This is a genomic window from Sulfuracidifex metallicus DSM 6482 = JCM 9184, from assembly GCA_032834875.1.
In the GTDB taxonomy this organism is placed as follows: domain Archaea; phylum Thermoproteota; class Thermoprotei_A; order Sulfolobales; family Sulfolobaceae; genus Sulfuracidifex; species Sulfuracidifex metallicus.
The window spans coordinates 793517-819414 of the sequence record CP135238.1 but is presented as its reverse complement, the minus strand read 5'-3'; the positions used below and the strand labels follow the sequence as shown (position 1 = coordinate 819414).

Annotated in this window: 37 protein-coding genes, 1 tRNA gene, 1 pseudogene and 1 riboswitch; of the genes and pseudogenes, 14 read left to right on the top strand and 25 right to left on the bottom strand. The window is 41.2% G+C overall.

The genetic code is table 11. The features are described 5' to 3' along the window. Window positions 1-62: 62 nt before the first annotated feature. The 15 genes from RQ359_RS04825 to RQ359_RS04755 form a co-directional block, all read right to left on the bottom strand. On the bottom strand, window positions 63-878 hold the full coding sequence (locus RQ359_RS04825) for a B277 family protein (RefSeq protein ID WP_054838893.1): 816 nt from the start codon (window positions 876-878) through the stop codon (window positions 63-65). After that, window positions 871-999 carry a hypothetical protein gene (locus RQ359_RS04820; RefSeq protein WP_256202090.1) on the bottom strand — a complete coding sequence of 43 codons (129 nt, stop codon included), beginning with the start codon at window positions 997-999 and terminating at the stop codon, window positions 871-873. The genes RQ359_RS04825 and RQ359_RS04820 overlap by 8 nt, the downstream gene beginning before the upstream one ends. A gap of 6 nt (window positions 1000-1005) precedes the next feature. Beyond that, window positions 1006-1266: a hypothetical protein gene (locus tag RQ359_RS04815; RefSeq protein ID WP_054838894.1), complete on the bottom strand. Its 261-nt coding sequence runs from the start codon at window positions 1264-1266 to the stop codon at window positions 1006-1008. Between the two features lie 2 nt (window positions 1267-1268). Then, window positions 1269-1517 (bottom strand): DUF5493 family protein, encoded by a 249-nt coding sequence (locus RQ359_RS04810; protein WP_054838895.1) that lies wholly within the window; start codon window positions 1515-1517, stop codon window positions 1269-1271. Window positions 1518-1565: 48 nt separating this feature from the next. Beyond that, window positions 1566-1916 (bottom strand): VP1/VP3 family protein, encoded by a 351-nt coding sequence (locus RQ359_RS04805; RefSeq protein WP_156017712.1) that lies wholly within the window; start codon window positions 1914-1916, stop codon window positions 1566-1568. Between the two features lie 67 nt (window positions 1917-1983). Beyond that, on the bottom strand, window positions 1984-2214 hold the full coding sequence (locus tag RQ359_RS04800) for an ArsR family transcriptional regulator (protein WP_457921251.1): 231 nt from the start codon (window positions 2212-2214) through the stop codon (window positions 1984-1986). Continuing rightward, entirely contained in the window at window positions 2211-2681 is a 471-nt protein-coding gene (locus tag RQ359_RS04795; RefSeq protein WP_156017716.1) for a C166 family protein, read from the bottom strand. The genes RQ359_RS04800 and RQ359_RS04795 overlap by 4 nt, the downstream gene beginning before the upstream one ends. Then, on the bottom strand, window positions 2671-2916 hold the full coding sequence (locus RQ359_RS04790; protein ID WP_054839337.1) for a hypothetical protein: 246 nt from the start codon (window positions 2914-2916) through the stop codon (window positions 2671-2673). Before RQ359_RS04790 ends, RQ359_RS04795 begins: the two co-directional genes overlap by 11 nt. After that, a complete protein-coding gene (locus RQ359_RS04785; RefSeq protein ID WP_457921250.1) occupies window positions 2913-5354 on the bottom strand; it encodes a hypothetical protein in 2442 nt (813 codons plus the stop codon). The genes RQ359_RS04790 and RQ359_RS04785 overlap by 4 nt, the downstream gene beginning before the upstream one ends. Window positions 5355-5427: 73 nt before the next feature. Continuing rightward, window positions 5428-5631, bottom strand: coding sequence for a hypothetical protein (locus tag RQ359_RS04780; RefSeq protein WP_457921249.1), 204 nt, complete (start codon window positions 5629-5631; stop codon window positions 5428-5430). A gap of 308 nt (window positions 5632-5939) precedes the next feature. Further along, window positions 5940-7013: a hypothetical protein gene (locus tag RQ359_RS04775; protein WP_457921248.1), complete on the bottom strand. Its 1074-nt coding sequence runs from the start codon at window positions 7011-7013 to the stop codon at window positions 5940-5942. A gap of 52 nt (window positions 7014-7065) precedes the next feature. Next, a complete protein-coding gene (locus tag RQ359_RS04770) occupies window positions 7066-7299 on the bottom strand; it encodes a hypothetical protein (RefSeq protein ID WP_457921247.1) in 234 nt (77 codons plus the stop codon). A gap of 57 nt (window positions 7300-7356) precedes the next feature. Further along, window positions 7357-7623: a hypothetical protein gene (locus RQ359_RS04765; protein WP_054839392.1), complete on the bottom strand. Its 267-nt coding sequence runs from the start codon at window positions 7621-7623 to the stop codon at window positions 7357-7359. Between the two features lie 162 nt (window positions 7624-7785). Then, window positions 7786-7965, bottom strand: a complete 180-nt coding sequence (locus RQ359_RS04760; RefSeq protein WP_054839393.1) for a ribbon-helix-helix protein, CopG family — start codon at window positions 7963-7965, stop codon at window positions 7786-7788. 12 nt (window positions 7966-7977) lie between these two features. Next, window positions 7978-8361, bottom strand: a complete 384-nt coding sequence (locus RQ359_RS04755; RefSeq protein WP_156017724.1) for a hypothetical protein — start codon at window positions 8359-8361, stop codon at window positions 7978-7980. Between the two features lie 128 nt (window positions 8362-8489). Here RQ359_RS04755 and RQ359_RS04750 point away from each other — a divergent pair, with 128 nt between their 5' ends. The 6 genes and pseudogenes from RQ359_RS04750 to RQ359_RS04725 all read left to right on the top strand — a co-directional run. Continuing rightward, window positions 8490-8780, top strand: a complete 291-nt coding sequence (locus RQ359_RS04750; protein WP_156017726.1) for a MarR family transcriptional regulator — start codon at window positions 8490-8492, stop codon at window positions 8778-8780. A gap of 61 nt (window positions 8781-8841) precedes the next feature. Then, a complete protein-coding gene (locus tag RQ359_RS04745) occupies window positions 8842-9120 on the top strand; it encodes an ArsR family transcriptional regulator (protein WP_054838980.1) in 279 nt (92 codons plus the stop codon). Between the two features lie 226 nt (window positions 9121-9346). Then, window positions 9347-9664: a hypothetical protein gene (locus RQ359_RS04740; protein WP_457921246.1), complete on the top strand. Its 318-nt coding sequence runs from the start codon at window positions 9347-9349 to the stop codon at window positions 9662-9664. Between the two features lie 20 nt (window positions 9665-9684). Further along, window positions 9685-9831 carry a hypothetical protein gene (locus RQ359_RS04735; RefSeq protein ID WP_457921245.1) on the top strand — a complete coding sequence of 49 codons (147 nt, stop codon included), beginning with the start codon at window positions 9685-9687 and terminating at the stop codon, window positions 9829-9831. Between the two features lies 1 nt (window position 9832). Beyond that, window positions 9833-10411, top strand: a complete 579-nt coding sequence (locus RQ359_RS04730; RefSeq protein WP_054838978.1) for a nuclease — start codon at window positions 9833-9835, stop codon at window positions 10409-10411. Between the two features lie 131 nt (window positions 10412-10542). After that, window positions 10543-10713: pseudogene (locus RQ359_RS04725) on the top strand (putative integrase); the annotation flags it as partial. A 28-nt stretch (window positions 10714-10741) separates the two neighbouring features. Here the strand turns inward: RQ359_RS04725 and RQ359_RS04720 are convergent. The 6 genes from RQ359_RS04720 to RQ359_RS04695 all read right to left on the bottom strand — a co-directional run bounded on the left by RQ359_RS04720 (window position 10742) and on the right by RQ359_RS04695 (window position 16231). Beyond that, window positions 10742-10836: transfer RNA gene (locus tag RQ359_RS04720), tRNA-Pro, on the bottom strand. A 47-nt stretch (window positions 10837-10883) separates the two neighbouring features. Then, window positions 10884-13046, bottom strand: coding sequence for a fibronectin type III domain-containing protein (locus RQ359_RS04715; protein WP_162309004.1), 2163 nt, complete (start codon window positions 13044-13046; stop codon window positions 10884-10886). 66 nt (window positions 13047-13112) lie between these two features. Beyond that, window positions 13113-13853 carry an SDR family NAD(P)-dependent oxidoreductase gene (locus RQ359_RS04710; RefSeq protein ID WP_157043031.1) on the bottom strand — a complete coding sequence of 247 codons (741 nt, stop codon included), beginning with the start codon at window positions 13851-13853 and terminating at the stop codon, window positions 13113-13115. Between the two features lie 26 nt (window positions 13854-13879). Next, on the bottom strand, window positions 13880-14692 hold the full coding sequence (locus RQ359_RS04705) for an ABC transporter permease (protein ID WP_054838973.1): 813 nt from the start codon (window positions 14690-14692) through the stop codon (window positions 13880-13882). Beyond that, on the bottom strand, window positions 14667-15830 hold the full coding sequence (locus RQ359_RS04700; protein ID WP_054838972.1) for a substrate-binding domain-containing protein: 1164 nt from the start codon (window positions 15828-15830) through the stop codon (window positions 14667-14669). The genes RQ359_RS04705 and RQ359_RS04700 overlap by 26 nt, the downstream gene beginning before the upstream one ends. A gap of 167 nt (window positions 15831-15997) precedes the next feature. Next, complete coding sequence (locus tag RQ359_RS04695) at window positions 15998-16231, bottom strand: winged helix-turn-helix domain-containing protein (RefSeq protein ID WP_156017733.1); 234 nt, start codon at window positions 16229-16231, stop codon at window positions 15998-16000. A 50-nt stretch (window positions 16232-16281) separates the two neighbouring features. On the opposite strand from RQ359_RS04695, the gene RQ359_RS04690 reads away from it, so the two are divergent. From RQ359_RS04690 to RQ359_RS04655, 8 genes are all read left to right on the top strand, one after another. Next, a complete protein-coding gene (locus RQ359_RS04690; protein ID WP_054838970.1) occupies window positions 16282-16893 on the top strand; it encodes a bactofilin family protein in 612 nt (203 codons plus the stop codon). A gap of 115 nt (window positions 16894-17008) precedes the next feature. Then, window positions 17009-17080: riboswitch (Fluoride riboswitch) on the top strand. A gap of 11 nt (window positions 17081-17091) precedes the next feature. After that, window positions 17092-18036 carry a respiratory chain complex I subunit 1 family protein gene (locus tag RQ359_RS04685; protein WP_156017735.1) on the top strand — a complete coding sequence of 315 codons (945 nt, stop codon included), beginning with the start codon at window positions 17092-17094 and terminating at the stop codon, window positions 18034-18036. Next, window positions 18036-18671 carry a hydrogenase gene (locus tag RQ359_RS04680; RefSeq protein WP_156017737.1) on the top strand — a complete coding sequence of 212 codons (636 nt, stop codon included), beginning with the start codon at window positions 18036-18038 and terminating at the stop codon, window positions 18669-18671. The genes RQ359_RS04685 and RQ359_RS04680 overlap by 1 nt, the downstream gene beginning before the upstream one ends. A gap of 4 nt (window positions 18672-18675) precedes the next feature. Continuing rightward, on the top strand, window positions 18676-19995 hold the full coding sequence (locus RQ359_RS04675) for a proton-conducting transporter transmembrane domain-containing protein (RefSeq protein ID WP_054838968.1): 1320 nt from the start codon (window positions 18676-18678) through the stop codon (window positions 19993-19995). Continuing rightward, a complete protein-coding gene (locus RQ359_RS04670; protein WP_054838967.1) occupies window positions 19992-21125 on the top strand; it encodes an NADH-quinone oxidoreductase subunit D-related protein in 1134 nt (377 codons plus the stop codon). Before RQ359_RS04675 ends, RQ359_RS04670 begins: the two co-directional genes overlap by 4 nt. After that, entirely contained in the window at window positions 21122-21727 is a 606-nt protein-coding gene (locus RQ359_RS04665) for an NADH-quinone oxidoreductase subunit B family protein (protein WP_054838966.1), read from the top strand. Before RQ359_RS04670 ends, RQ359_RS04665 begins: the two co-directional genes overlap by 4 nt. Beyond that, window positions 21721-23382: a proton-conducting transporter transmembrane domain-containing protein gene (locus RQ359_RS04660; protein WP_054838965.1), complete on the top strand. Its 1662-nt coding sequence runs from the start codon at window positions 21721-21723 to the stop codon at window positions 23380-23382. Before RQ359_RS04665 ends, RQ359_RS04660 begins: the two co-directional genes overlap by 7 nt. Before the next feature lie 64 nt (window positions 23383-23446). After that, window positions 23447-23701 (top strand): hypothetical protein, encoded by a 255-nt coding sequence (locus RQ359_RS04655; protein ID WP_156017739.1) that lies wholly within the window; start codon window positions 23447-23449, stop codon window positions 23699-23701. 586 nt (window positions 23702-24287) lie between these two features. Here RQ359_RS04655 and RQ359_RS04650 read toward each other — a convergent pair. From RQ359_RS04650 to RQ359_RS04635, 4 genes are all read right to left on the bottom strand, one after another. Then, the gene (locus tag RQ359_RS04650) at window positions 24288-24449 is read right to left on the bottom strand and encodes a hypothetical protein (RefSeq protein ID WP_156017741.1); all 162 of its coding nucleotides are present in this window, start codon (window positions 24447-24449) and stop codon (window positions 24288-24290) included. 208 nt (window positions 24450-24657) lie between these two features. Then, window positions 24658-24840 carry a hypothetical protein gene (locus tag RQ359_RS04645; RefSeq protein WP_054838963.1) on the bottom strand — a complete coding sequence of 61 codons (183 nt, stop codon included), beginning with the start codon at window positions 24838-24840 and terminating at the stop codon, window positions 24658-24660. 2 nt (window positions 24841-24842) lie between these two features. Then, on the bottom strand, window positions 24843-25295 hold the full coding sequence (locus tag RQ359_RS04640) for a hypothetical protein (RefSeq protein ID WP_156017742.1): 453 nt from the start codon (window positions 25293-25295) through the stop codon (window positions 24843-24845). A 127-nt stretch (window positions 25296-25422) separates the two neighbouring features. Then, window positions 25423-25644, bottom strand: a complete 222-nt coding sequence (locus tag RQ359_RS04635) for a hypothetical protein (protein WP_054838961.1) — start codon at window positions 25642-25644, stop codon at window positions 25423-25425. Window positions 25645-25898: the final 254 nt, after the last annotated feature.

Genomic DNA, 25898 nt, shown 5'->3' with positions numbered 1-25898 from the left:
GAGCCTTTCTATCTCTTTCCACTTTGGCCATATTATTTCCTCCTCTTTCTCTTCCTCATGTTTCACGTCTTACCACCGGTTGCGTTGTGCGGTATGGTGAAAGTTGTCGTGTTTGTTACGTTGTGATGGACCACGGTAGCGTTCACTGCGTGGGCTGCAGCTGTAGGAGCGAAAAGTCCGTGTGCTATCATGATCCCGATCGCCATGCCGAAGCCTAACCCGATCATGGCCCCTATTATTAGGTCTATGATGTCCCTGGCTGACGTGGACCTCATGACCTGCTCGATTAGCTTGCCCTCCATGATGGAATAGAGGGTATGAGGTCCATTTGGCGCCTTTACGTTGATTGCCTTGGCCTTCTCGTCGAGTTCAACCGCAAGTGTATAAGGGAAAGATGTAGTAACGAAGTGGACGGCTACCATCCTCTTCCTGATCTGACCCCTAGTCATGAGGAAAGGTTCCGACGAGACTATCCACGACTCCTTAGCCTTTTTATCCTCTACTATGAGGTAGCCTTCCCTTTCTACTAGCTTCACTCTCTTCATGAAGACCATTACCACTTCGTTTTCTTTTATTATGAACTTCAAAATGTAGTGTTCAGCTGAAACCAGGAGGGACCGTCTTATGGACTTCCTTACATGGACTTGGACGTCCACTTTTTGCTTGTTTATTCCTTTCTTCCTCTGCGCTAGTTCTTGTTTCAGTTCCTTGAAATGTTTGTACTTTAATTCGAATTGTCTCTTTTGGTATGCCTTGTATATCCTCCTTAACTCTTTCTTATCGGTGATGCTCTTAGATGCTGCCTCATAGACCTGATTCAGGTAATCTAGGGACTGAGCGCTCCTTATCTCGTCTTCGTACGATTTTGCTTCAGTCATTCTTATCACCTTTATCCTTGTAAATGACGCCATGAACTGGGCATTTCGCTATTAGAGACCCGTCATTAGCTATCATGATCTCTACCCTCTTCTTACACTCCTTACATCTGAATGCTACCATTTTCTTTCACACCCTGAACCCTGTATACACGAGTATACCGTCTAGTAACATGCCTTCAGCATATTCCCAGTATGCGAAGAAGTTAGCGAAGTGGGCCATGACCAGTACTAGGAACCCTCCTAGTATCATGGTCCATTTGATCTTCCTCATGTCTGGGTCCTTCCTTTTCGATTGTTTAATTGGGCGAAAGATGAACCCCACTACTAACTCCCCTAACGCCAACGCTGCTAAGATTACAGCGTCTTGAGAAGGAATAGCTAAAGTCATTTTCACCACCTGTCTTCGCTAGCCCACTGGACCATCATTCCCACGTTTATCAACGTCAACATGAGAGGCAGTATCGCGAAAATGAAAGAAGCGGACCCTATCGCTACGTCAGTGAACCCACCGAAGAATACTAGCATACCCACGGTACCGAATACTATGCCTACTGCATGTGCCAAGACGTTCCTAAAAAACGCAGTTATTAGGGGTACCAGAATCCCGATTATATATACACTATCCCCTACTACTGTCATAATAAAAAAAACTTGACTTGACGTTTATATCCAAGAACTATCCCAAGTCTAGTCTCTGCCTTGGTATAGTTTGAACATTATCACAGCTGGTACTATCACCAATACTAGGATATAGAATAAAGGCACCAGGTTCAAGACGGTAGCGTTTGTTCCAGTTACTTGCGCTGCGGTCCCAGAGGTAAGCCCGGAAACTTCACTGGTGATTACTGGCAAAAGGACGATACCAATAAGGATAAAGACGAAGAGCCCTATCAGGAGCCCTATGTTGAGGGCTGCAGCCCTTCTTATCTTTAATTTTCTGGTCCTCTGTTTGGGTGGACTTGCCCATATTGCTTTTTCCTCTTGTTCCTCTTGTTCCTCTTCCTCGTGTTTTTTCTTTAACTTTGCTACGAGACTCATTATTTGAACAAAAACTAAGGAAAGTTATCTACATGTATGTTTTTTTCACGAATTTCATTTAGGTTTTTTAACTCTTCATTAACTTTGTGTTCTCTTTCAACTTCACATAAACTTTCTCACCTTCCTTCCACATCTCTATGAGCTGTTGATCGCGTAGTATCCTTAGATGGTACAAAACCGCACCATATGAAAGTAGGAGCGTATGAGAAAGAAGTGAGGCTGACAGCACATAATTCTCAGCTAGGAGGCGCAGAATCTTCCTTCTCTTCACTTCGCCCCTTATGATGTTTGCGTTCATGGTCCATAACCCCTTATCAGCTTGATGATTTCCCATACCAGCACTAGGTTGATCAGGAGCGTGAAAACTGCTAGGAAAGGTCCCAATACAGGCACACCCGACAATAGCGAAACCGAACCCGTGAATATGCTCAGTATATATCCTATCACTGATGCTATGCTGCTGAACACCCACGCTATCCACTGGAAAACTAGTATGATGGGCCAAAGCCAACCGAAGGATATGACGAAGAACGTGATGGAGGGGAGGGTTAGACCCGGGAACGTGGACCCTGCTATTGAGAATGAAGGTATCAGGGTGATGGCGGGAATTCCAGCAGACCATATTATTGATCCGGCAATAGCTTGCGCTTGGCCTACTGATGGCTCTGGCGGTATGGACGGAGCTCCTAGCCCTCCGTATGCGCCTACCATGAGGGAAAGGACTACATCGAATATCAGCACGTAGATGACTAACTTAGTCCCCATTTCTTTCACCCCTAAAATAGATGAGACCAGCTATCAAGCCGAAGAAGATGGTGAGTCCCCAGAATATGGGAAGGAAGTCCAGGAATGTAAGGGCGAAGTCCAGCGCTATCATCACTACCACAGAAGCGAAAGTACCTGCCATTTTGTAGGCTATCCCTGCTATCGCTACCATGATAATTATCCCTAGCACTGGTCCCAGACCCGTGGAAAGGGCCAGAGAAAGAGCGTCTGTCATTCGTCCCCACCCATGAACTTGTCTACTATGGTTTTAGCGATCAACATAGCGATCCCGAATATAAAGACGTAGAACACGTACCAGGGGAATAGGCCTAGGTAGGAAGCTGCTATCAGTCCCATGACAGCGCCGGCGGAAGCTCCTGCGTAGCCTGCGAACTTCCAGGAAAGGAGCGAAATCAGGACCACGATTGCTATGCCTATTAGTGTTGCCCATGGCTGATATGCTGAGAAGTTGTACAGCGACGAATTCGGCGAAATGGTGTTGTGGAAAGGCTGAGAGTAGTTGTAGCTTGTGTTAGTTGTGGATACTGTCGTTGTTGTGATTGGTGTTGATACGTTATTCACTGTTATGTTGAATATTGAATATGTTACCCCGTACCAGTCTACATCTATTAACTGATATGGTACATCCGTGAGGGAAACAGTAGCGGAACCCCAACCTGAAGCGTTCGTATATCCTGATTCTACTTGGGTGAGCGTGGTAGGGTTCACGCCAGTTAGAACGACGAAGGCTTGATTACCCATTGCGTTTTGCAGTATTGCCCCGTCTACGAAGAACCACGACATTGTCCCGGAAGGTAGATATAGACCTACTCCTATGACTGGTGACCAATTTCCTAAATATATTGTTACTTGTCCTTCTGTCAGCGCTGCAAGCCCTGAAGATAGAACGCTGAACTGGACCTCATTCACTCCACTTTCGTTCAAAAGGATACCGGCTGAACCGTTGAACGGGATGAGGATGTTAGGCCCCTCCTTCTGGATGAAAGCTAACCCACCGTTTGGCGCAGCATTGCTTACAGAGAACTCAAGGAGGACCTTATTCCCTTCTATTTTCCAGAAAGAGAATTGAAGGTCCCCGGTAGACTGCGGTAACTTGGTCAGGTTAGCTATTGGCGCTGCGTCGGTGAACTGGAACTGGATATGGAGCGTTTGACCTACTACACCGGACCCCGGTATACCTTCCACGAACATCACTGGTTGCTGCGTCACTGGATATACGGTAAACTGAGATGTAAAAGATGATATGACGAAGCCATCTTCAGTCACTATAATTGTATAAGGGTAAGTCGTGGGTTGTTGTACTTCCTGCGATATAGAGTACGGTAAAGGAACATAGCCTGAAGTCAGACCTTGCACTTCTATATCTATTCTAGCGGGCGAAAGTACAACATAACCCCACCCGCTAGGATAGTTGATGAGTGTACTGTTCGTTACGCTGATGGTTTGTCCTGATAGGTATTGGCTGTTAGGAGGAAGGAAACACACCTGTTCCGCGTATGTGTCCACGAATACCGGGATTGTTATGTTCTTCTCTACGGTCTGCGTTGATGTTACGAACTGGAACGTGAACGTTACGTTTACGTACCACGAATCCAAGTTCTGGGAAGGCATAGCATTCGCATAAACGAAGATCCCGGAGTTCCCTCTACCTACGTAGGAAAAGGACCCAGACGTTGGGTATAGGTTTCCTGTTACAGAGTAGTTCTTCACTGTCAACCCCTGGATTGTCCAAGTAGCACTCGTAGATACGTTCACTGGGTTCCCTGCGCCTGTGAAAGACACGAGAGCTTTCACCCCGTTGGAAAGGGAAAGCGCCATCCATGAGATATCTGCAGTTACTCCGGGTATGGTTTGCGTTGTATAATAGGAATATGAGGCTATAATCCACTGGGCATAGCCGTAGCCTGGCCCGGCATCTTGGGCATCTATGAAGTAGTTGCTATTCAGTGTATCTAGGGGTTTGTCCTTGACAGAAGTCCCTACTATCTCTACTGGTGTGATACTGTATCTATGCCAGGTCCCGTTGTAATAGTAAACGAACAATGTGGGGTAGACGTAGTAGAAGCCTAGGCCTACGTTGGAAGGCAGTGAACCGACTGTGGCGTTTAAACACAGAGACCCGTCGAAATATACGAAAAGATGGTATGAGGTCATGCCTCCTTGCTCCAAGTAGACCACTATCCCGTATTGGTCTGGGACGGAAGGGCCCCAGGCTCCAATTGGGTTAGCAGGGATATATCCACCATATCCTATACCTATCCCTCCATACTTTGAATCAGCTCCTCCGTTGCCTCCATTGGTGAAAGTTACGTTAATAGAAGTAGCAGACGAAGAGATAGAAAAGGAAGCGTTATTCTGAGTGTATTCCGTCGCGGACAGTATTTGCAGCTCTGTGCCTGTTACTGAGACATATCCGGGGCAAAGCCAAGACAGAGAGTCCAAGTCTTCGCCCGGGTACGACGTGGAAGTAGTCTCGGTTGTTGTTTGGGTGAGGTTAATTTGTTCCGTGTATTTGAAGTAACCCGGGTTTCCGCCACCTCCAAGGCCAGGGGTCTTTATTGGCACAGTTGACGCAGTAGCGTTAGTTATCCCCATGACCCCAACTAAGACGAACACTAGTAAGAATAAGGAAAAGAAGATGGTCCTCTTCATGAGATGAAGAAAAACATATCACATTTATATATGAGAACTATTGAAAAGAATTTTACTTTTTCTTAACCTTAAATTAGTCTTCATCGGATTTGTGTACTTTGAAATGGCTTTCCTCTTCTGACCCAAATTCGTAATTATACCACTTCCTGTAAAGCGCTTTAAGACCGTGGTAGAGATCCTTATAGCTATGGATCTTGTAATTAGAGATCTTCTTGTAAAAGAAGACAAGAGTTCCAAACAGAACCGCAAAACCCGCTATCAGAACTTCAGGCCACAAGCTAGCGTACCAAGGCGGTGGGAGTGGGATAGATTTATACAGTGGGAAACATCCTATTTAATACACTGCCTGAGCTGGCGGTGGTGACGTTTGTGGAATTGCGACGCACTGCGCTATAGGGTGGTCTATTGAATGGAGGTATGCCCCTAAACTTAGAATTATTGCCGACAAAGCTATTAAAAATATTAAAAATAGCTTCTTCATGAACAATCAATAAAAAATGTTGACTTATAAAGATTTTCGTTAGGGATTTATGTCAGTAGAACACGCTAAAACTGTTACTAGGTATTGCCATGTCTTGTTGGGGATTAGTTATTAAGCTTACAAAAGAACCGCGTTGGGTGGTTCACTGGCAGGTTATTGAAATTAGCATAAGCATTAATTCCATTTTGAGTTCCTAGCATCCAATAGCTAACATTGAAATAATCGGTAATATATTCTTCACGTCCAGATGTAGTTGTATACATCTTCCCTACATATTCGCTTGCACCCCAAGCTACACTAGAAGGCGGTGGGCTTACACCAACCATAGCCCCGTTACTGTCAGAATCACTTGAAGAACTTGCAGATATTAAGTTCTGTCCGTCCCAAGGTGCTTGGTATAGTATATAAGGCGAGTTTAGTTTCTCTATCTGCATTTGGAATAGTGTAACGAAGTACGGATTTGCATTAGTGAAACTGTCTTGTGATGGAGCATGTACTTCAACAGAAACACTAGGATAGGCTATATAGGTTGACCCACCGAGGTAAACACCCTCCGATGTGCTTGGTACTGAATTGAATTTTAAGATGAATTCACTGCTATAGTAAAGTTCAGTTGTAGAGCTTATTGGAGGCAATGGGAAACAGGTACCGTATCCGTTACCAGCAAAATAGGCAATCCAAGAACCATCACAATACATTACGATAATTCCAAAGCTTTCTTTGGGATTGTATGTAATGGATTGAGAACAAGGAGGCGTTAGTATCTCTTCAGGTTTTGAACAATGAAAATAAGGACTAGAATACACTATTTTTGTATAATTAACAGCTATATCAGTATCTAAGACAAAATTACCAGAGATATCTACTAAAGCATACTGAAGCAACACTCCATCAAAGTTATAGGTATTTCCGTTAAGATACAACATCCCAGTCGCCTGTATTGGTATGTTTACCATTTCGGCTATGGAGTAAAACCCGCTGTTGTTTAGGTTGAAGTAAGAGAAGTTCGCGAACGAAACAGAATAATAATTGTAACCGGCTAAGTTTGAGTTATATGCCGATACTGCCCAATCGTAATTACTTGTACTTGCTGAAGATATTAGGCTTGCTGTAGGGACCAGCATTATTAACAGGAACAGAAGGCTTATGACATTTTTTGACTTCCTGTTCAGGTCCATTTTCTGACCTGGAAAAGCCTGGACAAGACACGTTTATATACAAGAACAAGTCCTACTTTTGACGACTTTTCTCTAAAACGAGATAAGTGTTCCACGCTACTACTAATCCTTCTAGCAAAATGTCCCCAAACTCTATGTACCAACCGAATGGCAGCATAGAGCACAAGTAAAGGATGAGCGTAGCTAGCACTATCTTGTAAACGAACAGCCGAACCCCTGTCTTGCTCCTTAGCAATGCAGGTAACGGGTTAGCCTCTTTGGCCTTCCGCTTTGTTGAGGCCGACATGAGTGGACCAAGCGTCGTCTAGGTGATAACCGAAGAGTGCTACCGCGTATGTCAACATCATAACGTTACCCTATGGCTCTGGATTAGATGTTTCTTCATGTCGGCCCACCTTCGTTTGGTCCTAGTTTTCCAACCGCAGAAAGGACATTCGTCTATCTTCTCGTTTTTGAGGTGCTTGTACATGGCGTGCTTCTTTTCAAAGTGTGCCAAGCAGAAGGGGCACACATACCTATATACTATTTGGATCGCCTTGAACTCCTCCTCCTTAGAGGAGGAGGGAAAGTCTATGAAATTCACCATCCTTTTCAATTCTTCTAAAGTCATTGGTCCTTACCTCTACTCCAGTAAACCACTTCTATGTTGTCATCACGTGCTCTGTGTTTCGTCCTTACGTGCCTCTTTGCTTCGTGCCGGGTTTTGTACATCCGGCCGCAGATCTTACATTCGAAGACTTTCCACGTGATTGAATGGAACATTTTGCACCACCTATAACCTGATTTTCTCAACCTTCCCCTGAGGTACTGTATCCTTACTTAACTCTTCGTTGACAACCTTTTCTATGGCCTTTCTGATCGCTTCGCTTCGGTTCAGACCATATCTCATGGCATAACGATCTAGTTGTTCCAGTAGATCCACTTCTACTTTGAAGGTTACTACTCGTAACATGGTCCTCAATCCTCAGTCCTGCCTTGGCCAGCAGTCTAAGTCCGCATTGCATTCGTGGGTTTCCTCCCACTCCCTCTGCCTCTTTTCCTGTTCCAGCTTTTCTTCCATCTCTTGAATAGAAAGAGATATACTTACATGGCCTACATATATAGTTAGGTCCCTATCAAGTGAGCTATAATACATCTTCACAGGCAGTATCTTTCTTCCCACTCTAGCATAACCTCTCGATATGTAGCTACTGTGGACCATGACATCCCTTTCGAAATTCTCGAGAATGAGAATTTCCATATCTTTCAAAACTAACAACTTGGACGAAATCAGGTCGTTTAAAAAAATCCATCCCTTTAGAAGGGACCTGATCGTCTGAAGATCTTTTTCTACGGTTTGGGTTTCCATGCTTACTCATTATGTAATAAGTAAAAAGTATTATATAAGCTTTACTCATTATGTATTTAGTAAAAAGAAGGAATGAGAGATAACCGAAATAATTTAAGGGGGTTTACTACTATAGTAAAGAGAAAAGTATGAGCCTAGATATAAATGAAAGAACAAAGTCATTACTTTCAACCCCCTTACTTGTTCTTTTATTGATTGATAAAGCTGGGGAAGCTAGTATATCAGATCTAATAAGAACATCAAAAGGTATGTCAGCGAGTACTATAACAAGATATGTTAAAGAATTGAATGATCTAGGCTTAATAGAAATAGAGACTACACGATCTTCAGTAGGTACAGAGAAGAAGATAATCAGAATAACACAGAAGGGCAAGGAAATAATCAATAATATTAAGAAGCTAAATGAAATACTATCATAACGGCTTATTACTAAGAACGTAATAAGTAAGATTTATAATCTTTACTTATTACGTAATAAGTATGAAACGCCTAATCTCTCTTTCGGGGGAAATCTTATGTATATTAAAAGAAGGTAATCTAAACGTTTCAGAACTAATAGATAAATTGAACTCAGGCCCAAACAAACATAGTGCTACAACCATATCTAACCATTTGAATTATCTAAAGGAAGAAAACCTAGTTAAAATAATTCCACAAGATGGAATGAAGAGAATACAATTAACAGAAAAAGGTAAGCTAATAGCTGAGCTTCTAGAAAAAATCAATCAGATAACTGAAATAGAGGTGCAGAATCAATGAGTTTTCACCAACTACTCAAGGTGAAAGTCGGTAATCAACTATTATCTAACTTTACCGCCAATACAAAACACTATACCCCCTATACCCCCACTAATAAAAAAAGTGTAGACACTTTGTCTACACTTTTACACTATATACCCCCTATACCCCTATACACTTTCGTATTGAGGGTAAAGAAGTTACGTTACTATTTACCGATTCAAAATGTTTCAGGTAGGTGAAAAAAATGGATGATGGGCTTTTAGAAAAATTATTATCAAAGAAGAGCAAAAAAACTAGAGTCTTTAGTGTGAGGATTCCGGCGAAAATCTATTTAATTTACGAATTACTTGATCCAGAACCGGAAGATATTGGTGAACTCAGACAGCTAATTTCAGCATTCATAGTCACGAAAGCGATTGAGAAGGGATTAGAGATACCAGAGGAAATAAAATCTGAATTTAGAAACACAATTAGCAAAAGCACACAAAATAATAATGTAGTATTCAATATAAACATAAGTAAAAGTGAGTCAAAATCTGAGCCAAAGCAGAGGCAAACGTAAAGATAGATCTAAATGAATTGTTGTCGAAGATAAACTCGCTAGAATCTCTAATATTTCAAATCCAGAAGAACAATTTCGACCCAAGGCTCAACGCCTACAGAATACCGAAGATAAGGTTTCAGGACGTAATCAACTCATTTAATGAGTTGAAAAAAGTGGTGAACTGAGATGACCGAAACTAATTCTTTTGCTAATACATTAAAAGATAAATACGCTAAGCTTTGGACTCTTACTAGCATAAGAGAAGACATAGCCCGTAAGTGGTTAATGCTGTCTCTTAATCTTAATGAAAATGATATAGTAACGAACGGCATAGGCGTAATGAGTACAGAGAAAATAGACCAGACGTGGGAAGGCGACCCTAAGAAGAAATACGATTTCTACATTCCTAAATTTAACATGTATATTGATATAACTGGCACTCAGTTCACAAAGAGACAAAGCAGCTCTAGGTTACATGGAATGGACTTGAAGGGAAGTTATGTAGCAGTCTTAGGAGTAAAATATGCAGTAGGCTTAGTTTTACAACAATACTATAAAGGAAAAGCAGTTATAGCAAATATAGCGGATAATGAGGGCGAAATAAGATTCATAACAGTAGACTACATAAATTTGTTGAAGAAGAAGGGCATAGCCATAAGCACTAAAGAGTTTGCTAAAGGTGAAAATGAGTATATTTTAGTTCCCTGGAAGGAGTTTTGGAAGCCTTCTAGGTTTAAGACTTGGCTCAGAACTCTAGTTAAGTAATACCTTTTGTTAGTATTACTGATGAGGAATCTTTGCCGTCTACTTTCAAATCGTCGAATTTTGACGGCAAAAATTGACGAGTTGCCAATGCTTATAAAGTCGAATTGGCAACCATAATACGGGACGTGAAAATGACGGAAAAGCAGAGACGTTATAAATTCGGCGATTATATTTTACGCGAAAGAAAAGGTCGGTATTACGTTTACAAGCTAGAGTATGAAAACGGTGAGACAAAGGAGCGTTACGTTGGTCCTTTAGCTGACGTTGTCGAAACTTATGAGAAATTGAAAGATGGAAATGGAATTGGGGTATTAGGGGTATCCTCTAATATGGGGCCGCCGGGATTTGAACCCGGGACCACCAGCGTTCTGGTGGTTAGGGAAATATCCCCAGGCTGGCATCCTACCAAGCTAGACTACGGCCCCGACTTCTTACAGATGGGTTAAGGCACATAAAAAAGTTTCTGTGTTTTTCAATTTGTGCCTTTTTCTTTTGTTTCAGCTTCTTTCTTCAATATAACCTGAATTATCCAGAGAACTGATATAGTGAGCACGATAATCGAAACGCTATCCACTATTGGAAGAGATGGATCCGTTGCCTTAAATGTGGGGATAATGTTGTGAGAAACCGTGACGTGTTGAGTTACGTTAGACGACGTGAAAGGATAGAATACTGACATGGTAAATGGGGCAGATGAACCTAGTGGGTTAACGGCTATGACGCTCAGATTATAGGTTTCGTTGGGTTTAATCATAGTGGTAAAAGTTGTTCCATTTCCATTGTACTCCAATTTACCATCTAAATAGATCTTATATAGAGATACGTCACTGCTGGAAGGCATGTCCACAGTAAGATTTCCATGGTTTACTTCCACGAAGACTAAAGGAACAGATGGAGGTAGATAGTAGTTAACCAATATTGAGGAATTTGCATATCCTGCAGGGTTCTTTACCATCACCACAAACTTGTAAGTACCAAATGGAAGCTTAATTAACTCCTCTGAGACGTTAGTGAAATTCTCAACATCTATTAACTTATGCCCTGAATATACATAAATTGTATAATTTGAGTAAAAATTGAAACCCAACCTCAGATCCACTCCGTTTGGAGTGTTAAAAGAGAACAAGGAAAGTCTTGGTTTATCAATGCCCACGAAGGTAACTGTAGTAGGAGAACTATTTCCCAAGGAATTGTAATCGAGAATTGACAGAGTATAAGAAGAACCGTTGACCAGATGAACGAATGTAAAGTTATTAGAAGTCACGGGTAATTTAACCACCATGCTGAACGTGGAATTACTTAAAACCAAATAGTAGCCCATGATCTGAGATCCACCGTTGAAGGAGGGCCCGTGAAAGTCAACTGTGACGTTGTGATCGCCCAACTTTAGATTATCTATAACCGGGGGATTTGGGACGGCTAAAGGCGTGAAGTAATCTGGAATCGACCATGAACTGTTTCCTGCTTTGTTATAAGCCATCACACTCACGGAGTATCTCTCTCCATCGTTAAGCCCTGTTAACTTGTATTCGGTTACATTACCAACATTCAGCGTAGTTGAACCACCATTGCCGTTCAGCCTTAGATAGTAACCCGTGCTATAATTAACTGGGTTCCATTGAACAATGGCTGTCTCATTACCAAATATGACTACAGGCTGACGTGGAGTGGTTGGAGGTGCGTTCAATGTGATAACGTCAACTACCGATGACATCAGACTCGTATCTTGATTTAAGCCTCCGATAACGTATAGCTGATCCCCAACTTGAAGATAAGACGATTGAGCTAATGAGGGATTCTCGTAATTGTAAGAGCGATACCAAGCTCCATGGTCTAGGTAATATATTCTTCCGAATACTAGTCCTAACGTTGTGAACATTAAGCCTCCAACAACGAAGACTACACCGTTTAAGTAACCTACTGCCGTGTAACCTACCTGCAGAGGAAACTGCGGAAGTTGGTACCAAGAATTTGAAGACGGATCATAAACTGTTACGTTTCTGGTGTATGATGCAGAATATCCTCCTAGATAGCCTCCCACAACTATCATGTCAGTACCATTAAATACGTATCCTCCACCTCCCATAGGATATGGTGCTTGACCTATTATCTGCCAAGTACCTGAAGACGGATTAAATACTCTCACATCAGTTGACGGCGGCGTAGCGTAATAGACAGCCGAATCAGTTATGAAACCTCCAATTATGTAAATTTGTCCGTTGTACACAAAGGAATAAGAGCCATAAGCAGGGTCCGGCTCCTGCTGAGAAATTGTTGACCAGCTTTGACCGTTAAATACATAAACGTTGCCGTTTATCTCCCCCGTTGAAGACACTATACCTCCAAATACGTAAATATCACCGTCGTAGTTCACTGCTGACGGGAAGGTTAGATCAACTGGCATTGGAGGTAAAGGCTTCCAATTTCCTCCTTGATATTCGATCACGTTACTTCCGAGGTTAGTGGTTTTACCAATTAGAACTATAGATCCGTTATAATAAACTGAGGCGTAACCGCACATTGGTTCAGGTAACGATATGGTAGATGATTGAAACCCGCTTGGAGAAGCATAAGAAATCGAGCTTATGACAATCAAAGAGAAGACAACCGCAAATACGGCATACCGCCATTTCATAGAGGGTAATGTTAAATAAAACATAAAAGTATACCTCTAATATAGCGAAACTTTCAATTTTTTAGACTAAAAATATCTTCTAATCAATCTATAAGTTATTTCTTGCATTATAGATGACAATTTAAGAAAGTATGGGTCAACCTTCAGTCTGGAAGGAACATAAATTTCTCTTTTACCAGTTCTTATACCCTTCAGCACTGCCCTAGCCACGTCCTCAGCTTCTACTGCGTATTTATCGAAAATGTTAGTCTTCATGCCGGCAAATGATGGATGAGAAGTGAAGTTAGTCTTAACCGGACCGGGGTATATTCCAGAGACCTTTATACCCATTTTTGAAACCGTTGCCCACAAGGAATTGGTAAAGCTAGCTAACCCGGCTTTACTTGCAGAATACACTGCTAGAGTGGTGGTTGAAACATAGGCTGCTTCAGAAACTACATTGACTATTGAGCCTGAACCCTTCTTTAACATATGGGGAAGTACTAGCTTAGTGAAAACTATAGGCGCAACTAAGTTAGTCTTAATCATATATTCTTCTTCGTCAAGAGATGTGTCGGTGAACTTACCGTAAACTCCGAAGCCGGCGTTATTAACCAGCACGTCGACTCCGCCAAATTTGTTCACCAATTCTTCCACAACTTTTACCACTGAGCCCTTGTCTGTAACGTCAAGGGAGATCCTCATATCACCCACTTCAGGCATTGTTCTCGAAATAGATACTACGGTATATCCATGTTCTTTAAGTAGGGAAGAAGTTGCCTTGCCTATTCCCTTGGAAGCCCCTGTAACTATGGCAACAGCCATGATTAAAAGCTGGAAGTCTAAGTTTAAATCTAGATCATGTTCCTTTTCTCCAATACATAGTTTATTATCCTGATTGAAACTATCAGAATCAACGAAAACACAATAAGGGTAGCCGCGGCTGAGACTGATGCATTAAAATACGTTTGAAATTCGTTGTAAATGTAAATTGACGACGTACAATCACCGTTGAATATCCAGCCAGTGACGTATGGTGCTATTATTACAATCGAACCGAATTCACTAATTGCTCTTGCAACTGAAGTGAGCCCTGCGGAGACTATTCCCCCAATTCCCTTCCTTAACGCAATCTTTCTGAAGACGTAAAACTCTGAGTAGCCAAAACTTATAGCGTATATCTCAGGCTCAAGTGGTAACGACTTGAAGAAGTTCTGCATGGCTCTAATATAGATAGGAGAACTGACAATTATCAAAGCCAGAAATACACCCAAATAAGAATAATAAAAGATAATTCCATGATCATATAGAAACTTACCCAGCGGAGTTATTGGGCTATCAATGAAAACAAGAGCTATTCCCACCAAAGGATGCGGTATCGAGGCTGGTATGTCCACTATCGACTCCATTATTGGATTTGAGTGTCTGGCTAGGAAATATGCTAAGGGAGTGGAGGCTAAAACCACAGTTATGACGCTTACTGCGGCCGAGAAGAAGGTGAACTCTATTGACGATATCAGAAGCTTTCCAAAAGCGTCTTTTACGACTAGGAAGGGTCCATAACCATAATAAAGAAGGTAAATTATGGGAACTAGGAGAAGAACGCCAGAGAAAATTGAAATTAGCTTTAAGACATTTAGTTTAGGCCGCACTGAAGTTCCCTCCATAGGTCAGCTCTCCATCGTTAAGCATAGTTAATATCTTGGAGGGAACGTCTGACTTAGATTGATAGTAAAGTACTGGGTGAGTTATAGGCTCCACATTAAACGTTGACAACTCTCCTACGTTCTTGACCAAGAACTGGATGAACTGAATAGACTCATTCATGTTTAAGGCACCCTTAGGAATGGTTATATAGAGGTATACTGGACCTCCTGGTACGGTGTACTTCATTCCGTTCTCGGTTATTACATAGGAGAATGAATGGAACCAAGATAGCTCATTTACATTGTACCCAAAATTAAGCCAAGCTGGTAACTTAAGATACATGAAATGTTGCGACACAGCGTAAGATACATATGAGAACACGAAATCTATGGTTCCAGCCTTCAGGTCAGCCACGAAGTCTGCCGTGGATAGTGCGGTTCTAACTTCCTTGCTAACGTTGTATGCTAAATTACAATAGTAGTCTGGATTATGAGTTGGGGAGTACAACTTGCCAGCCATCTGCAAAATCAAATCGCCGTACAGCCCTTCTGGATCGCTACTAGGGTCTGATATACCTAGGATGAAGTGTTCTGATAATAACGTGAAGAAGTTATTCCAATAGGTCGTCTCATTGGTCTTCATTGCCATGGTGTAGTTGGAGTAAAGTTGTCCCCAGTATGGATTGCTTTCAGTATAATTTGTATAAACTAAAGACATATGATCAGAAATGAAGGCTATTGCCCAGCCTGGGTTCCTTGATTGTTCCAGCTCAACTGCCTGAATGAATGCCACTGGCACGAATAGGTTAGCAGGTATAGGAGTTTCTTTAGCTATCTGTCCGGCTAGACCAAAGGATCCGCCAGGCACTACCTTAACCACAATTCCAGTGCTGTTATAAAATTGGGATGCGAGCTCATTGAAAATTGCTTTGTATGCTCCTGCCACATAAATCGTAAGGACTCCTGAACTCTTAGTGGGTGAAGTTGATGAGGTTAGAGTTGTTGAAGTAGTCTTAGACGGATGCATTGTTGCTAGATATGCTCCAACTCCAGCTATAATTATCACTACGACAACTATAGCTATTATAGCCTGAACCTTTGATAACGCTTTACTATTTATTCTCCTCTTACTATTTATTCTCCTCTTTTTGGTATACATACTATGTTTTCACAGAAATATTTCCCTATAAACTTTTCCCTATTAACTTTTTTTAGTTAAAATTTTTTAATATTATTTATAAACTTAATAAATGAGAATAAAATTAGTTTATACAATATCAATGTGATTAATTAACTAATAAAAGAAAATAACAGTATTATAATTTCCTAAGATTTTTCTTCTAATATTCTATAAATTTCCATCCAAGAGTAACCCTTTGGTAAGATGTTAAAGTTACCATCCTTCGTGGAGATTAAACCCCTTTTAATCATATCATCAAGAACCCTCTTTCCTCTGTCCAAAGGCAAATTCGACGCAATACATATCTCAGTCAATCTTCTCTTTCCTTTACTGATAGAAACTAGAATGTCCATGATTATGTCGTGTCTGCATCTGTTCACATCACAACTTGTGAGTTTTCCTTTTTAAGGATAAGTGGAAATTGTTTAGTATGGAAAGTGAGAAAAATATCATAAACGAAAGGAAGATTTCAGTAAGTGGATCCTTCTCGATGGAAGGAGATCTAGTAGGTTTTTCCTCTATGGAAGTGAGCGGAAGTGCTAACATTAAGGGAAATGTGAATGCAGAGAACATAGAGATTGCCGGGAGCTTGAAATGTCGGGACATGGAATTCAAGGACGCTGAGGTTTCAGGTAGTGCCAAGGCTAACAAGGTTAAGGGAGAAAAATTGGAAATAATGGGGAGTATGAAGGCTGATAAGCTAGATGTAAAGGAATTGGAAGTATACGGTGACCTAGACGCTTCAGAGGTAAATGCGGACAAGGTAATCCTAGGTAAAAAGTCCAGCGTCAACGGAACAATTATTTGTAATTCACTAGAAATGAAGAAAGGATCTGAAGCAGACGTTGTAATAGCCAAAGACGTAGATATAGGTCCTGACGCTTACGTGAACAGCCTCGAATGCTACACTTGCAAAGTAGGTCCTGACGCTGAGGTAGAATACTTGAAATACACTATATCAGCGGAAATAGATCCGAAAGCTGAGGTAAGGCACTCAGCTAAGGTAGATAGAATCTCTAAGGATTTCGATAAGCAAAGTTAACGCGTAGTCTTCACTCTTTCTCCAGCGGCATTCCATGTTTCACATTATCAGACATTGAATATAGAAAAATTTGCTTTCAATAAAAGAAAGCAAAGTTTATAAGTAGTTAATGTAAGTTAGCTGTGGGGATGGCGTCCCCCAGGGTAGAGCCCGAACCGCCCTCGAGGCTGATGACGCCTACTTCTTCAAGGTGATTAAATGCTTCAAGAACTTGAAGAGACGGCGGTTCAGGTAACTGGAGTTCTAGTTTTATCTCCACTTGTAGCTGGCATTTACGAGAAGGCTAAAGCTAGAGTAGAGGGAAGAAAAGGCCCTAGCATACTACAGCCATTCTACGACTTGAGAAAGTTAATTAGGAAGGAGACCTTAATTCCCGAGACATCCTCCTCAATCTTCGTTTATGCACCTTACCTTGCCATGGGGATCTATATCGTAATATCCTTCGTGATACCAGTAGTTTACCCTGAACCGATTTACTTGACTCCGACTGTTGATTTTTTGGGCGGCGCTATACTTTTTTCCCTAGCCGCATTCGTTAAAACGTTAGGAGCTCTGGACAGCGGAAGCAACTTCGCCGCATTAGGCGTCTCCAGAGCATTGTCCTTTTCCTATTTGTCTGAAGCTACCTTAATCACGGTTTTCTTCGGTGTAGCACTAATTACCGGAACAGACAATCCATACATTACTCTTTCATACTTAGTGAAGAGTCCTTCCAATTACTTGGAAATAGATCACGTATTGATAACTATTGCGTTCTTCATGCTCTGGCTCTTTGAGACTGGAAAGCTCCCAGTTGAGAGCTCTGGCCTTTCTGAGATGGGGATGATAGATGGGGGATTAACCTATGAATATTCTGGGAGGGATCTTGCATTGATGGAGTATACGTCAATGGTGAAACAATACTTACTGGGCTCAGTCTTCCTTAACGTGTTTGCATTCCCGTGGTTCATGCAGATAGGGACCGTAGGAGCTCTTGAGGACGTGCCTATCATGTTAGGTAAATGGATGCTCTTGATTGCTGTCACAGTGATAATAAACACCTCCCTTGCTAAACTCAGGCTTTACAAGGTTCAAGACTTTCTAGCTGTGGCTTTCATCCTGTCCCTAGTATCCCTAGTGATAACTGTTGTAGGTGATGGATGATGAAACTAGTGGAGGAGGCCTTATACCTTATAGGGGTCATTGTTGTTCTGACCACCGTTTATTTGGTGGGTCAAGCTTACTATAAACCAATAATTAGGGTACAAGGGCTACAGTCCTTTCTTATAGGAGGTCTATCAGTATCACTGTACTTCATTACGGGAAGAATAGATAACTTAATCCTTGCTTTGGAGGTCATTTCCCTCAGAGGAATAGGAGTTACTTTTACTTTGGAACGTGCGGTAAAAGGAAGGTATGGCTACAGGGAGACTGTAAGGGGTGTAGCTTCCCTCTTGGTTGCTGATCTGATCTTGGTTTCCGCCGTGATTGTAGTATCGACTTTCTTCCAGAGAGTCGTTGCTTCTAGTGTAATGTTCCCCGAGGACGTGATTCTAGCTATTATTGTGATATTTCAAGGCTTAGCTCTTGCAATGTTCAGAAAAGGTACAATACCTCAGATAATAGGTTACGTTGAGCAGGAGAACGGTATCGTGATGCTTGGGCTTTTCTTGATATCACTACCTCTCCTCATAGAAACTAGTGCGCTCCTAGACGTTCTTGCCCTTGTCATTCTATCTTACATTATTGTTAGGGAGAAACCAGAACATGACAGGAAAATTGACGAGTTAGTGGGGTGATTCCATGGATAATCTAGATCTACAACTAATATCTTTAATTTACCTTTTGTTCACCTTTCCCATCATAGGAGGGTTCCTTTCCTTAAAGTGGAAAATGGCTTCGGTCATCTCTTCCCTGGCAGACGTGGTTATATCCATTTACCTTCTTTTTTACCCTAACGTGGAAGGTTTCTTCTTCATCGACGAGATATCTAAGGTCTTCCTCATCATGAACTCATCAATAACGTTCATCACAATGCTTTATTCTCAGAAGTATATAAGGGACGGAATAGTCAAGGAAAGATGGTACTACTTCTTGTTCATGCTGTACTCTGATGCGCTATATGGTGTAATAACGTTAAACAATCTAGGGCTAATATGGGCTTCCCTTGAAGCTTCTACGGCGTTAACCGTCATCCTAGTCGCTTACGAAAAGGGAGAAGTGACAATGGAAGCAACTTGGAGGTATGCAGTCATAGTTTCAATGGGAGTTTCCATAGCTTTCGTTTCAATAATCTTATTCTATTATGGGTTGCATACATTGACACTCACCTCCATGATAGGAAGAGGAACCAATAGTCCGTTGATAGTTGCTGCATCTCTTCTAGGAATTCTTGGTTTCGGAACTAAGGCTGGAATATTCCCTGGATATACTTGGTTGCCTGACGCTCATACAGAAGCACCAGCCACTGTAAGCTCTTCCTTCTCAGCGGTTCTTGTTCCTGCAGCTGCAGTGGTAGTTTTCAGGATTTATCAAATAGCTCCATTCATGGAATGGTATTTCCTTTCACTTTCAGCATTTTCCCTCCTTACTGCATCACTCATGATGGCTAGACAGAGGTACTTCAAGAGGCTCTTTGCCTATTCCACTCTAGAGAACGTCAACTTGGGCTTAATAGGACTAATTGTAAGTCAGCCATTGGGCGCGTTGCTGCTTTTCCTCACTCATGCCTTTGGAAAGACGGGAGCTTTCCTGTCCTCCGGCGTATACATGGAAGAACTGAGGACTAAGAAGATTGAGGATGTAGAGAAAAGGGCTGGGCTTTCGAGACCTACCAATGCCTCGCTTTTCCTATCCTCCCTTGCAGTAACTGGAACCCCTCCTTTTGGAACCTTCGTAGGAGAACTTCTAATATTCATAAAAGTGTCACAGATTTCGCTACCGCTATTAGCCGTAATGTTGGCCTCAGCTGCAATAGCTTTCGTTTCTGTGAACTATAACGTGACGAGAATGCTGAAGCCAAAGGAGGAGAGGAAATATGATGGGATCCTCGGTTACATATCTTTAGCCTCAGCGTTGATTTCCCTGATCATTGGAGTAGTAGCATTGGAGGTGATACAATGAGATTCATTGGAAAGCTAGAAAACTTATGCATTTACGATATGGGAGAAAGGGAAGACCAATGCCAGGACTTCTCGTTCCGTGCAGGTAAGTCTGAAGGATACGGTGAGTTCACCTTCGTTTACGGTCCCAGTGCAGGAGGACTAACTGAGAGCGTTCAGTTCATGATTAAAACCTCGGGGGAACAAATTCTAGAAATAGAAGCTAACCCTTACTTCAAGAAGAGGAAGCTAAAGTTTTCTGGAAGGATAGAGGACGTCATTCTGACAGTGGAGAGGATTAATGCCATGTTCTCCGCTTCCCACTCACTATCCTTCATCATTGCAGTAGAAAGGTCAGTTGACGTCAACGTGGACTATGAAGTTATGATGGCTAGAATAGTCGAACTGGAGCTTGAGAGAATAAGGAATCACCTGCATGTACTCCATAAGCTGGCAGAGACTGGAGCTCTGGGCGTAGCTTCATATCAATTGCAGGAAATGGAGGAGAGAACGAATAGGTTGATTGGTGAGGTTTGTGGGCATAGGTACTTCTTTAGCTCAAATTGGATTAATTCTGTCAAATGTAACTTGGAAAAGGTAAGGCTGGACTACCTTAATGGCTTCAATTCATTCTTTAACGATATGCTCGAGAACAGAATACTCATAGATAGATTTCAGAACAACGGGAAAATAGACCAAGACTGGTTGATAGGACCTGCCGCGAGAGCATCTGGTAGGAGTTACGATTCCAGATATGATTCAGACTCCCTTCCATACAAGGACCTTGGATTCTCTCCCATAGTTGAGAGGTCTCCTGATACCTTCGGTAGATTCTTAATAAGAGGACTGGAGATACTCCAGTCTATTGAGATCATTAGAGGGGCATTAGGGAAAGCAAAGAACGTAAGAGGAGGTGAGGTAAAGGTAAAGGGCGTAGGTAGTGGAATGAGCAGAGTGGAATCCCCATCCGGTGACCTAGTCTACAAAGTGAAGATAGATGACGGTTTCATTTCAACCTCCTTTTTACCTCCTTCTAAGGCAAACCTTTCCTTTTTCTTGAAGTCAGTTATAGGTACTATATTCACGGATTTCCCCTTCAATTGGGAGGGATTTGGAATTTGGATATCTGAAATAGGGGTGGAGAAGGAATGAACTGGTTTCTGAGAGGATTGAGGCGGGGAGTTAAGACCGAATCTAAGCCTACAAGTACACCACCTTGGGCTTCATTACTCAAGGTTGAAGGAAATTTCCAAGGTTGTCCAACTAACGCTATAGAAGATGGCTGGGACTCTGGAAAGTGCATATTCTGCAGGAGATGTTACCCTAGCCTGAAACCTACTGGGGATCACAGGATGGCATCTGCGAGGGCAAACCCTATGTTCCGCAGGTCATTCTATTTATATCCTTTGGACGTGGGAACGTGTGGAGGATGTAACTCAGAACTTAAGCTAATTTCATCGCCACAGTATGATATGACGAGATTTGGGATATTCTTCACAAATTCACCTAGACATGCTGACGGAGTAGTAATCATGGGAGTTTTAACTGAGGGAATGAGGGAAGTCCTCAAGGAAACCTTGGATGCTGTTCCCTCACCTAAGGTGATAATTCTGCTGGGGGCTTGCGCAATAAGTGGAGGTGTAGTAGGAGAAGGAGTTAAGATTGAGGCAGACGTAATCGTTCCAGGTTGTCCTCCGTCCCCTAACACAATACTGGACGCTCTAATCAAGGCTAAGGGTGGTAAAGGATGGTAATTGAAATCTCGTTATTAGCGAACCTTATACCCTTCATAATTTCTTTCTTCATTTCTTTATGGAATAGAAGAGCAGGCTATCTGGCAGTATCAGTTTCCTCAATCCTCGTTATGATGTACACGTTAACGGGAACGTTAACACCTTTAGCTCTGTTGAAGGTGCTTGCTTTAGCCTCTTGGTTTTTACTATCACTAACTTCCAGGGATGACATGTCTACATTGTTATCGGTTTCCGTCATAGGTATGTTGACTTTCATGGATTCTGGAGAAAACTTGTTCCTCTTGATAGCAGGCTGGGAAGTCATGGCTCTTCCTCTTTTCTACGCGTTTAAGGGGATTAGACCTTCAGTCACTTTCTTCGCCTTCGGTGAACTCAGTACAGTGCTCCTTATAGGGGGGGCGGCTATCTCGGGAGGAAACATAGATAACCTAAGCGAAACTTCTGTCATCCTTCTCCTATCCGGATTTCTGGTTAAGACTGGAATAACTCCATTCTATGGAGTTGATTGGCTACCACTTCAAGAGGGCAAGTTACCCCACTCCTTATCGTCACTAGTGAGTGCAACAATGACGCTCATGGGAATTTACGGCGCATTACAAGTTCTTCAGCAGTTTAGCGTTCCTCTTCCTATGTCTTATGCGTTAATATTGCTAGGATCCTTCACGGCTTTCATGACATCACTTTACGGTTACGTTAGCGACGATGGTAGAGCATCCTTGGCCTTTAGCTCTATAGAGAATAGCGGTGCTATGATAACCTCTTTGGGAGTCCACACGCTTGGAGGAGTTACAAGGGAAGTAGCCTTAGCTTCGCTTCTCATGATAGCCATATCGAACAGCATAGGAAAAACTGGGGCTTTCCTGACGTCAATATCTTCTCTCACCTACAACAAACCTTTCCAGAAACGGTGGGAGAGCTACTTGGGGTCTACAATGATTGCAGCGTCACTGTCAGGCCTACTTCCTACAGCTGGCGGTGTGGGTTCATGGGGATTACTAGAGACCCTCTTCATCAGCGCTTACGTCAGCGGCATTCTAGGAGTTGTACCTCTAATCGGAGGCGTGTTGATTGCATCTGCTGAGGGTTTCGCCACTGCATTGGCAATAAAGTACTTCTCTTCAAGACATATATTTAGGAAGGGAGAACTGAAGGACAGTGATTGGCCTTCTAGATTCATTTCCGGTATAGTGGTGCTGTTATCTGGCGTATCGCTTTCTTACCTAGTTTATCCGTTTAAGGGAGGTCTTCTTGGCGTAGCTTCTGGAACTTTAATAGAAACCTTCTCCAACAAACCTTTTGGCGGAATTTCACCACTTTACGTGTTAATCATGGCAAGTGTAGGTTCTCTCTTGACCTTGGCTTTGCTTGGAAGGCCAAAGGGGAGAAAAGTTAAAACTTGGAACAATGGCGTGGACAAGAAGGATGACTATACACCATTTGCAATGGCTAATAACGAAAGGGTAATGCTGAAGTTTATCCTTGGAGATGGCAAGTTCTCAAAGGAAGTCTTCACAACGTTCTTCTTAATTTTATCCAGAAAATACAAGAACTTCAGCGATCTACTAGCTAGAGCTATATTTAACGGGAACTTAACAGCCTACGTCGCGTATTTGGCTATAGCATTCATTATAATACTGATCATCACACTTCTTTAAATCTCATGAAATGGGTAGTATGTTTTTCTCAATCTTTTTAACTGTGTTAAAAAGATATACGAACATGGAATGGAGAATTAACAACAAGGTCCCACCAAAAGTAAATAAAAGGAATTGCGACATAGACGAAATAGCTTCTATGGAGGAAATAAGGGACAAGTTAAGGGAAAGGTCAAAACAATTTGCCGTAGACGTTTCAATCAAAGTATTAAAGGAGAAGAAGATGACCTTAGATGAACTATCTCGAAAATACAACGATATAGAACTAAAGGAGTTGGAGAGACTAGTTGAGATAGTTAAACAGAAATTGGAAGGTTAGATAGAGAGTTTTTTACTCTTACAGTTTCCTTCAATCTAGGCCTTTCATATAGTAAGAAAATCGATGAAAATAACCTAAGTCAGATGTTAAGAACTGACAATATGTATGTATATTTTTTCTTCTTTAGCTGTTTAGATACCAAATACGGAATTATGCTACCTAAAGTAGGAGAATCATAGTGGTTGACGTCAAAGTAAACATTACCTTTTGAATATAACGCTGTCGAAGTTTCCGTTTCAGCAGAATAAAGAAGTGTAGTTAAAACCACTAGTAAAAGTGTAAACACGGACAGAATTGACGTAACAATCGCTCCTGTAGTTAGCTAATCTAATTGAAACTATAGCTACAATCAAATAGTTCCATAACAAGTATCAAAGTCCGTCCACGGCGAATCACACTGAGAAACCAAGGTAAACTTCCTTGAAATAAAAGAGAATTAATAAGAAGAAGTGTTATTATCAGGGGGTTCCTCATAACTCTCCTTGACCTATGCTGGAAAAGATGGAAGAAGCCTATCGAACTAAATGCAGAATAAAAGCCTATAGAGAAAGCTCATACATTAGTCATGACACAAGCACATATCAAATCAAGGCTGAAACGAAGATAAAGATTGCAGCCTCAGGATACTTAGGAATATCAACCCTCCAAATGAAGTAGCCTGCAGAATGAAAGCTGAGACGAATATAGGATACGACAATCTAGATGCAGGTCCTAGGAAAGAGAAGTTAAGTGCAATGCATCTATGCATTCGAATTCTTCAACTAACACAGTGGATTATCTTATGAACTTCATTGTAAAACCATTTAAAAATATACTACAATTAAAGTTAATATCCAAAAATATGTACATATATAAAAAAATAAATATTCTTTAGTATAAAAATTAATTATATATTATCTTCATCTTATCACATAATTTTCAATAAAAAACTTAATATAATATAAAAATTTTCTAGCTTATTGTACATCGCATGCTGCGCCCAATCCTGCACAAAACTCTGTACAGTTAATCCCATCTGTTACTATAAAACCATTATCACCAGCACAATCAAATTCTATACATTCTTCGACACAAGCTATAGTACCAAATGGATCTGGTGGATCATTATCTAGATTTTCTTTTTTAGAACTAATTGACATTATTACTCCACCCTATTAATAGTACTACTATCCGGCTTATATTCTTCAGTTATCTTCTTTATAACATCTTTTGATACACTATATCTTCCTGAAACTACTTTACTTAATCTATTATCACTTAATACATAAACTGAAATCGTAGCAGTATTCTTATTTTCATCACGTATAATATCTTGCAATACCTCTAATTCAACAAAACTGCCATTATTTTCTTCACCTGAGATAAAATGATATTCTTTGTTACCTTCTTTTACTATTATTTCATATCCTGTTCTTACTATATCTCCACGTTTTACTTTAACTACTGCAAAACTATAACCATCCATTTCACCATAATCTTTTTTAATTATCTCTACTTTTTGATTACTTTTTTGTAAATTCTGTTTATATTTTTCTCTATTCTTATAAGCTTCTAACATTATATCAAGCTGTTTAGTATGATCTATTATTTGCATAATGAACCACTAGTGAAATACTGACTTTTTCCACTTTTAAACTTTTCTAAAAAGGAGACTATCCATCTCCACCCTCACGGATGTGGTCTTCCGCCCCGTTTGAACCCCTTGTTAAGATTAAAAAGTCTCATTTAACTAGAATTAATACTCCGTAATGAATCAGATACCCTAATATAAGATAGAGCTTAAGAGCGTACGCCCCGAATTTGTCGTCCTTAAATTCACTTGTATCTTCAACTACCCGCTCTAGAATAGTAGAGATTACTTCCTCTACAGTTACACCTGGATAAATCCTTCTAACATATCCTATAATTTCTTCCACATCTATATTCTTTCCTATTCTAATCAATTGTCCTGGGTATTGATCTGAACTACCTCATCATCATTTGGATCAACGGTGTAGTTACCAAATAACCTCCAGTTTTTCCTATTGGCTATGAAAGAACTCTCTGAAGAACAAAAAACGTCAAAATTTACATAAAATACTGAAAAATATCTAACTATTACTTTACTTTCAAGAGATTATAACATCAAAGAACTCTTTAGGATGAAACGCTTTTTGCAGAACTTTGAAAAGCACTTTATAGTGTAAAGAAGTTGGCC

Excerpts from the sequence above, each read along its gene's own strand:
- RQ359_RS04825 (WP_054838893.1), bottom strand. The coding sequence starts at position 878 with ATGACTGAAGCAAAATCGTACGAAGACGAGATAAGGAGCGCTCAGTCC.
- RQ359_RS04820 (WP_256202090.1), bottom strand. The coding sequence starts at position 999 with ATGGTAGCATTCAGATGTAAGGAGTGTAAGAAGAGGGTAGAGATCATG.
- RQ359_RS04815 (WP_054838894.1), bottom strand. The coding sequence starts at position 1,266 with ATGACTTTAGCTATTCCTTCTCAAGACGCTGTAATCTTAGCAGCGTTG.
- RQ359_RS04810 (WP_054838895.1), bottom strand. The coding sequence starts at position 1,517 with ATGACAGTAGTAGGGGATAGTGTATATATAATCGGGATTCTGGTACCC.
- RQ359_RS04805 (WP_156017712.1), bottom strand. The coding sequence starts at position 1,916 with ATGAGTCTCGTAGCAAAGTTAAAGAAAAAACACGAGGAAGAGGAACAA.
- RQ359_RS04800 (WP_457921251.1), bottom strand. The coding sequence starts at position 2,214 with ATGAACGCAAACATCATAAGGGGCGAAGTGAAGAGAAGGAAGATTCTG.
- RQ359_RS04795 (WP_156017716.1), bottom strand. The coding sequence starts at position 2,681 with ATGGGGACTAAGTTAGTCATCTACGTGCTGATATTCGATGTAGTCCTT.
- RQ359_RS04790 (WP_054839337.1), bottom strand. The coding sequence starts at position 2,916 with ATGACAGACGCTCTTTCTCTGGCCCTTTCCACGGGTCTGGGACCAGTG.
- RQ359_RS04785 (WP_457921250.1), bottom strand. The coding sequence starts at position 5,354 with ATGAAGAGGACCATCTTCTTTTCCTTATTCTTACTAGTGTTCGTCTTA.
- RQ359_RS04775 (WP_457921248.1), bottom strand. The coding sequence starts at position 7,013 with ATGGACCTGAACAGGAAGTCAAAAAATGTCATAAGCCTTCTGTTCCTG.
- RQ359_RS04770 (WP_457921247.1), bottom strand. The coding sequence starts at position 7,299 with ATGTCGGCCTCAACAAAGCGGAAGGCCAAAGAGGCTAACCCGTTACCT.
- RQ359_RS04765 (WP_054839392.1), bottom strand. The coding sequence starts at position 7,623 with ATGACTTTAGAAGAATTGAAAAGGATGGTGAATTTCATAGACTTTCCC.
- RQ359_RS04760 (WP_054839393.1), bottom strand. The coding sequence starts at position 7,965 with ATGTTACGAGTAGTAACCTTCAAAGTAGAAGTGGATCTACTGGAACAA.
- RQ359_RS04755 (WP_156017724.1), bottom strand. The coding sequence starts at position 8,361 with ATGGAAACCCAAACCGTAGAAAAAGATCTTCAGACGATCAGGTCCCTT.
- RQ359_RS04750 (WP_156017726.1), top strand. The coding sequence starts at position 8,490 with ATGAGCCTAGATATAAATGAAAGAACAAAGTCATTACTTTCAACCCCC.
- RQ359_RS04745 (WP_054838980.1), top strand. The coding sequence starts at position 8,842 with ATGAAACGCCTAATCTCTCTTTCGGGGGAAATCTTATGTATATTAAAA.
- RQ359_RS04740 (WP_457921246.1), top strand. The coding sequence starts at position 9,347 with ATGGATGATGGGCTTTTAGAAAAATTATTATCAAAGAAGAGCAAAAAA.
- RQ359_RS04730 (WP_054838978.1), top strand. The coding sequence starts at position 9,833 with ATGACCGAAACTAATTCTTTTGCTAATACATTAAAAGATAAATACGCT.
- RQ359_RS04715 (WP_162309004.1), bottom strand. The coding sequence starts at position 13,046 with ATGAAATGGCGGTATGCCGTATTTGCGGTTGTCTTCTCTTTGATTGTC.
- RQ359_RS04705 (WP_054838973.1), bottom strand. The coding sequence starts at position 14,692 with ATGGAGGGAACTTCAGTGCGGCCTAAACTAAATGTCTTAAAGCTAATT.
- RQ359_RS04700 (WP_054838972.1), bottom strand. The coding sequence starts at position 15,830 with ATGTATACCAAAAAGAGGAGAATAAATAGTAAGAGGAGAATAAATAGT.
- RQ359_RS04690 (WP_054838970.1), top strand. The coding sequence starts at position 16,282 with ATGGAAAGTGAGAAAAATATCATAAACGAAAGGAAGATTTCAGTAAGT.
- RQ359_RS04685 (WP_156017735.1), top strand. The coding sequence starts at position 17,092 with ATGCTTCAAGAACTTGAAGAGACGGCGGTTCAGGTAACTGGAGTTCTA.
- RQ359_RS04680 (WP_156017737.1), top strand. The coding sequence starts at position 18,036 with ATGAAACTAGTGGAGGAGGCCTTATACCTTATAGGGGTCATTGTTGTT.
- RQ359_RS04675 (WP_054838968.1), top strand. The coding sequence starts at position 18,676 with ATGGATAATCTAGATCTACAACTAATATCTTTAATTTACCTTTTGTTC.
- RQ359_RS04670 (WP_054838967.1), top strand. The coding sequence starts at position 19,992 with ATGAGATTCATTGGAAAGCTAGAAAACTTATGCATTTACGATATGGGA.
- RQ359_RS04665 (WP_054838966.1), top strand. The coding sequence starts at position 21,122 with ATGAACTGGTTTCTGAGAGGATTGAGGCGGGGAGTTAAGACCGAATCT.
- RQ359_RS04660 (WP_054838965.1), top strand. The coding sequence starts at position 21,721 with ATGGTAATTGAAATCTCGTTATTAGCGAACCTTATACCCTTCATAATT.
- RQ359_RS04655 (WP_156017739.1), top strand. The coding sequence starts at position 23,447 with ATGGAATGGAGAATTAACAACAAGGTCCCACCAAAAGTAAATAAAAGG.
- RQ359_RS04650 (WP_156017741.1), bottom strand. The coding sequence starts at position 24,449 with ATGCATAGATGCATTGCACTTAACTTCTCTTTCCTAGGACCTGCATCT.
- RQ359_RS04645 (WP_054838963.1), bottom strand. The coding sequence starts at position 24,840 with ATGTCAATTAGTTCTAAAAAAGAAAATCTAGATAATGATCCACCAGAT.
- RQ359_RS04640 (WP_156017742.1), bottom strand. The coding sequence starts at position 25,295 with ATGCAAATAATAGATCATACTAAACAGCTTGATATAATGTTAGAAGCT.